The organism is Cupriavidus sp. 05T313, assembly GCF_056396665.1.
In genome coordinates this window covers 25,530-31,538 of record NZ_JBFTLX010000053.1, presented here as the reverse complement: position 1 = coordinate 31,538, position 6,009 = coordinate 25,530, and the positions used below count along the sequence as shown (strand labels likewise).

Here is a 6,009-nt window from a genome sequence, read left to right as displayed (position 1 = left end):
TTGGCCGACAGGTCGGCGTAGTAGCTGTACTTGCTGTCGGCGAATCCGAACAGGTTGGTCAGCGCCTGCGAATACTTGAAGAACACAGGACCGTAGCCGGCGCCGACATACACTTCCGTGGTGTACGGGCGCGTAAAGCCGTTCGGGTAGTCGCCCGGGTAGTAGTACTGCAGCACGCCGACGTCGTAGTTCCACTCCAGGCCGCCCAGCGTCACCGTGTTCTTGAAGCCGCCGTAGAAGTCCATCTCGATCGGCGCCGAGACTTGCGGATTGCTGTCACCGAGCCAGCTGATGCTCGAGTTCCAGTTGCCCACGTAAAAGCCGCTCGAATGCGCGTAGTCAAACCCGCCCTGGATGGCGGGGCGGCGGTTGGTCTGCATCAGGCCGCGATAGCGATACTCACTGGCCAAGGTCACGTTGGCGGTGAAGGTGTGCGGCGACGCTTCGGCGGCAGCGGCGGCGGCGTCGGTAGGTGCACCGCCCTCCTGCGCGCTGCTCTGGGCGAATGCTGCGGGGGTGAGCCCGCAAAGCACAACTGCACTGGCGCTGACTGCAAGGGCCAACTTCTTCATGGGTTTGCTCTCCTTTTCCTCTGGCTCGGTACTTGTGTGTTTAAGAATGATTTGCGAAACGACGCTCCTGCCACCATTACTGCAACTGCCGTGCCAGGCTGAAAACGAGGATTACAAATTATTATTTGTGCTCATATAGACGCTTTGAATGACTGCGCTGGCCGGCTCCCGGCGAGCGCAGTAACGTTAAAAGGTGTTACCAGCCCGCGCCGGCGCTTTCCCGGCGACGCCTGAAGCGCGATAATCGGCCCATGCCGGCGGCAAGTGCCGTGCGCGCATCGCCTTCGTCCGCACCCCATTGCGGTGCACCGCGATGCTGCACGCCGAATCCGCTCACCCAATTACACGCACCAAGGCGGTGCAAAAGGAGAATCACAATGAAGCCCACCGACCTGTTCAACGATTTCCAGGCCAAGATCAGCGAGGCCTTGCGCAACTCGCCCGCCAAGGACATCGAGAAAAACGTGCGCAGCATGATGACGCAAGGGTTTTCCAAGCTCGACCTGGTCACCCGCGAGGAATTCGATGTGCAATCGCAGGTTCTGGCGCGCACCCGCGCGCGGCTGGAAGAACTGGAAGCCCGCGTGCAGGCGCTGGAAAGCCGCGCGGCAGGCGGGTCCGACACGCCTGTTTCCGGCTGAAGCCCTTGCTGCGCCGCACGCTCGCCCAGGTGGTCAGATGAACCTGGGCCAAGATCCCGACCGATGGCCGCCGTATTCCGGCGGCCATTTTCGTTAACACATCCTTGACGCTTTCGGAGTGAGATGAGCCTCGCACTGCTGCGTAGCCGGGCGTTGACCGGCCTTGAGGCACCGCTGGTATCGGTCGAGGTGCACCTGGCCAACGGCCTTCCCGCCTTCACGATCGTCGGGCTGGCCGATACCGAGGTGCGTGAAAGCCGTGAGCGGGTCCGCGCGGCCATCCTCAACAGCCGCTTCGAGTTTCCCAGCCGGCGGATCACGGTAAACCTGGCCCCCGCGGATTTGCCCAAGGAATCCGGGCGCTTCGACCTGCCGATCGCACTCGGCATCCTGGCCGCCAGTGGCCAGGTCCCGCTGGACGGGCTGGATGCCAGCGAGTTCGCTGGCGAGTTGTCGCTATCCGGAGAGTTGCGCCCCGTGCGCGGGGCGCTGGCCATGGCAATGAGCCTGGGGCGTGACAACGCCGCGCGGCAGATATCGGGCGCAGGCCCRCCCCGCACTTTCGTGGTAGCGGCAGAAAATGCTCCGGAAGCCGCCTTGATCGACGGGGTCACGGTCTACGGAGCACGCTCCCTGTTGGAAGTCTGCGCTCACCTGGGCCCCCTGCCGGACGCCCGGCTGGCGCGTGCGGAGCCGCTTGCGCAGATCGGCGAAGGCGAGCCTGCCGGTCCGGACATGCGCGACGTCCGGGGCCAGCCGCAAGCGCGCCGCGCCATGGAAATCGCGGCAGCCGGACAGCACTCGGCCCTGCTGGTCGGCCCTCCTGGCACTGGCAAATCCATGCTGGCGCAGCGCTTTCCCGGCCTGCTGCCGCCGATGACGCTGGAGGAAGCGCTGGAATCCGCCGCGGTGCAGAGCCTCACCGCCGCCGGCTTCCACCCCGCCCGCTGGCGCGAGCGGCCCTACCGGTCGCCGCACCACACCGCTTCGGCGGCGGCGCTGGTGGGCGGTGGCAGCAATCCTCGCCCCGGCGAGATCTCGCTGGCCCATCAAGGCGTACTGTTCCTGGATGAACTGCCGGAATTCGACCGCCGCGTGCTGGAGGTCCTGCGCGAACCACTCGAATCGGGCCGCGTCACCATTTCGCGCGCCACGCGCCAGGCCGACTTCCCCGCCCGGTTCCAGTTTGTCGCCGCCATGAATCCCTGCCCGTGCGGCTACCTGGGACACCCGTCGCGTCCCTGCCGCTGCACGCCGGACCAGGTGCTGCGCTATCAGTCCAGGCTGTCGGGGCCGCTGCTCGACCGGATCGACCTGCAAGTGGAGGTACCGGCCCAGGACCAGCGCGAAATGCTCGATGGCCCTCCCGGCGAGTCCAGCGCCGAGGTGCGCCAGCGCGTGCTGGCCGCCCGCGCCCTGCAGCAGGCGCGCCAGGGCAAGCCCAACGCGGCGCTCTCGGGGCGCGAGATTGACGAGCACTGTCCGCTCACGCCCGAGGCGCAAGCCTTGCTGCGTGGCGCCATGACCAAGCTGGCCTGGTCGGCGCGCGCCTATTTCCGGGCGCTGAAGATCGCCCGCACGATTGCCGACCTGGCGGGAACCGAGCTATTGCAGCCCAGCCATGTGGGCGAGGCCATCCAGTACCGGCGGGCGCTGCGTACGCCGTAGCAACGGCGTGCGTCCGGTTCGCACTCAGCCACGCCGGGGCGGAGGCACCGCCACCGGCGGCTCCGTCGGCGGCGGTGGGTGTTCGATGGGTGGGAGATCGGGCGGAATGCCCGGCGGCGGCGGCTCCTCGTCCGGCGGCACGGTATGGGCCGGTCGTGCATGCAACCTGGCCTGCAGGGTGGAAGAGCTTCGCATTGCTTACCTCCGCTTGGGTCGTCCTACCTATTGAAGCAAACGCACCTGCGGGAAGCTAGCGCCAGATCGGCAGAGCGGGCCGGCGCGGATGCCGGCCCCGCTTCTTCAAGCCGGATGGCGCCGGACGAAGAACAGCGCGGTGCCCACGGCCACCAGCACGCTGCCGAAGATCCGGTTCTGCCAGCGCACCGCGCGCGCATTGCGCAACAGGCCGCGCATGCGCGAGGCCAGCAGCGCGTAGCCATGCATCACCACCAGGTCCACGGCGCACATCGTCACGGCCAGGATGGCGAGCTGGGGCGCGAGCGCATGGGCCGGGTCGATGAACTGCGGCAGCACCGCGACCATGAAGATGATGCCTTTGGGATTGGTCACATTGGTTAGCAAGCCGGTGGCGAAACGGCGGCGCGGGCTCAGCGCGGCAACGCGCGGCGCCTCCTGGCCCTGCGCCGCCTCATCCGGGGCGCTATCCACGCGGGCGCGCCACTGCTGCACGCCGATGTAGATCAGGTAGAGCGCACCGATCGTCTTGACCACGGCGAACGCATGCTCGGACGCCAGCAGCAGCGCGCCCAGGCCGCCGCCTGCCACCAGCAGGATGATCACCAGGCCGGTCTGCAAGCCAAAGATCGTAGTGGTGGTCTTGCGCAGCCCGTACGACAGGCCATGGCTCATCGACAGCACCGCCCCCGAACCCGGCGAAACGGCAATCACCCAACAAGCCGCGAAATAAGCCAGCCAAACTTCCCAACGCATGAATGAACTCCCTTGAACGGACTGATCGGCCCGCGCATTGCGGGCCGGCTAAAGCGCAATAAGGCTCGGCAGAGCTTAAAACGGATGAAAACCGGTGAGGAACTGGTCGACCTGCTCCGCCTGGCGCTGGTCGCGCGCGGCATCGCCGGCCTCCAGCACAACCGCCTGGTAGACGTGCACGCCGGAAGCCACCAGCCGCGCCGTCAGCCTGCGAGGCGACTGGTCCTGCGGCGAGACCGCAGCCACCTGCACCTCCACGCCGTCAAGCGCCACGGCGGGTGTCGCGGCCGACATCACCTTCACCTTGCGCGTCTTGACCGCTTCCGCGGGGTGGGGACCGAGGTTGCCAAGCAACCCCGCCTGCATCGATTCAAGCGCGGCCTGCCGCAACGCGGCATCGTCGGCGGGCAAGGTCACCACGCCAACGGCGAACAGGGTTTCGTCGATCCGGGCCGCGTCCATCGTCATCGGCAGCTTGCGCCCGGCAATGGCTACTTCGCGGGCGGCGCCGCTTGGCTTGCCCGGATAGAGCGCGGCGTACSSRCCWTCGTTGGACTGAATGGTGCGCCAGTCATAGCGCGGCGAGCAGGCGATCAGCCCGGCGCCGAGTGCGGTCACGGCGAGGGCGGTGGCAAGCGAGGACGGTAACAAGCGGGAAAACCGGCGGTGGGACATCTCGGCAGTGGATACGGCAGCGTGCGGCAACGGTCCGGCGGACATTGCCGGGGACAGTGCCCGGGATTGTGCGATCCCGCATCCAGGGCGCGCGGGCGCGGCACCACGGATGCGGACGGAAGCCGCTATTATCGGGGAACCTGCGTGCCAGCGCGCATCCACATTGCCAGCCCATGCAAATCCCGTCGCCCGGCCACCCGTCAGTCCCGTCCATGCCGCAACCGCGCCGTGCGCCCGCCCGCCGTACCTTGCGCGCCGTGGCGGCGGTGATGGGTGCCCTCATCGTCACGACAAGCCATGGCGCCTTGGCCGCCAGCACCCACCTGCCCGCGGCAACCGACCTGGCCGCCCAGGCCAAGGCGGCGGCCACCCGCGGCGAACCGCTGGTGGTGCTGGTCACGCTGCCCGACTGCGTTTACTGCGAAACGGTGCGCCGCAACTATCTCGGCCCGCAGGCGGCGGCGGGCGAGATCGTGGCGCGGGAGCTCGACATGACCGCCAACACGCCGCTGCGCAATGCGGATGGCAGCATGACCACGGCGCGTGAATGGGCCCGCAGCCGCCACGTGACGGTGGCGCCCACGGTGCTCTTCCTGGACGCGCGCGGCCGCTCGCTGGCCACCCCGTTGCGCGGCATGCAGCCTGACTTCTACGGTGCCTACCTGGAACAGGCGCTGGATAAGGCCCGCTCGGCGTTGGCCGCCACGCCGGACTGAACTGCGGCTAATCGCCGCAGCGCGAGTGCCTCCATGCATGCATCCGGCAGCGCCGCGGCAGCGGCAGTAGAATGGCGGCTTGTCTGACCTGTCGGCGAGCATCATGACGACCTCCACTTCCCCAACCGCCCCTCCCGCGGCAAGCCCGGCCCGGCGCAAGCTCTGGCCCGCGATCGGCGCCGTGCTGCTGGTTGCCGTGCTGGGCTGGTTCGGCTACCGCGCCATCGCCCCAGCCACTGCCGCGCCGCCCGCCACCTTCACGCTGCTGTCGGGCGAGAAGGTCAGCACCGCCGATCTCAAGGGCAAGGTCTACCTGGTCAACTTCTGGGCCACCAGCTGCGTCACCTGCGTCAAGGAGATGCCGGACATGGTCAAGACCTATGACAAGTTCAAGGACAAGGGCCTGGAGTTCGTGGCGGTGGCAATGAGCTACGACCCGCCGATGTACGTGATGAACTATGCGCTAACCCGCAAGTTGCCGTTCAAGGTGGCGATGGACTCCGACGGCGCGGCGGCCAAGGCATTCGGCGAGGTCCAACTGACCCCGACCACCTTCGTGATCGATAAGGACGGCCGCATCCTCAAGCGTTATGTCGGCGAACCGGAGTGGGATGCGCTGCACAAGCTGCTCGACGGCGCGCTCGCCAAGGCGGCCTGATCCGCGCAGCCCGCCCGAATCCGCCGGAAAGGTGCCTGCCATGGCACCTTTTTTATTGCGGCAGCCCCACGCAACGGCCCCGGCCTTGCGCAGTTCGCCTGTATGGATATACAGTTACCGGCAGTTTT

At 67.4% G+C, this 6,009-nt stretch carries 7 protein-coding genes; 4 read left to right on the top strand and 3 right to left on the bottom strand.

What is annotated here, in order from left to right:
* On the bottom strand, nt 1-572 hold a 572-nt coding region (locus tag AC1DKD_RS14735), incomplete at its 3' end, for a TorF family putative porin (protein ID WP_477143396.1).
* A 377-nt stretch (nt 573-949) separates the two neighbouring features.
* Between AC1DKD_RS14735 and AC1DKD_RS14730 the strand changes: the two genes are divergently transcribed.
* Entirely contained in the window at nt 950-1,213 is a 264-nt protein-coding gene (locus AC1DKD_RS14730) for an accessory factor UbiK family protein (RefSeq protein WP_045236107.1), read from the top strand.
* Between the two features lie 123 nt (nt 1,214-1,336).
* Complete coding sequence (locus AC1DKD_RS14725; protein WP_441630724.1) at nt 1,337-2,881, top strand: YifB family Mg chelatase-like AAA ATPase; 1,545 nt, start codon at nt 1,337-1,339, stop codon at nt 2,879-2,881.
* Nucleotides 2,882-3,181: 300 nt separating this feature from the next.
* Here the strand turns inward: AC1DKD_RS14725 and AC1DKD_RS14720 are convergent, their stop codons facing one another.
* Nucleotides 3,182-3,832, bottom strand: a complete 651-nt coding sequence (locus tag AC1DKD_RS14720; protein ID WP_045236109.1) for a LysE family transporter — start codon at nt 3,830-3,832, stop codon at nt 3,182-3,184.
* Nucleotides 3,833-3,907: 75 nt separating this feature from the next.
* Entirely contained in the window at nt 3,908-4,507 is a 600-nt protein-coding gene (locus tag AC1DKD_RS14715; RefSeq protein WP_477143395.1) for a hypothetical protein, read from the bottom strand.
* Between the two features lie 212 nt (nt 4,508-4,719).
* On the opposite strand from AC1DKD_RS14715, the gene AC1DKD_RS14710 reads away from it, so the two are divergent.
* Both AC1DKD_RS14710 and AC1DKD_RS14705 read left to right on the top strand, forming a co-directional pair.
* Nucleotides 4,720-5,223: a thioredoxin domain-containing protein gene (locus tag AC1DKD_RS14710; protein WP_441630720.1), complete on the top strand. Its 504-nt coding sequence runs from the start codon at nt 4,720-4,722 to the stop codon at nt 5,221-5,223.
* Nucleotides 5,224-5,326: 103 nt separating this feature from the next.
* A complete protein-coding gene (locus tag AC1DKD_RS14705; RefSeq protein WP_441630718.1) occupies nt 5,327-5,881 on the top strand; it encodes a TlpA disulfide reductase family protein in 555 nt (184 codons plus the stop codon).
* Nucleotides 5,882-6,009: the final 128 nt, after the last annotated feature.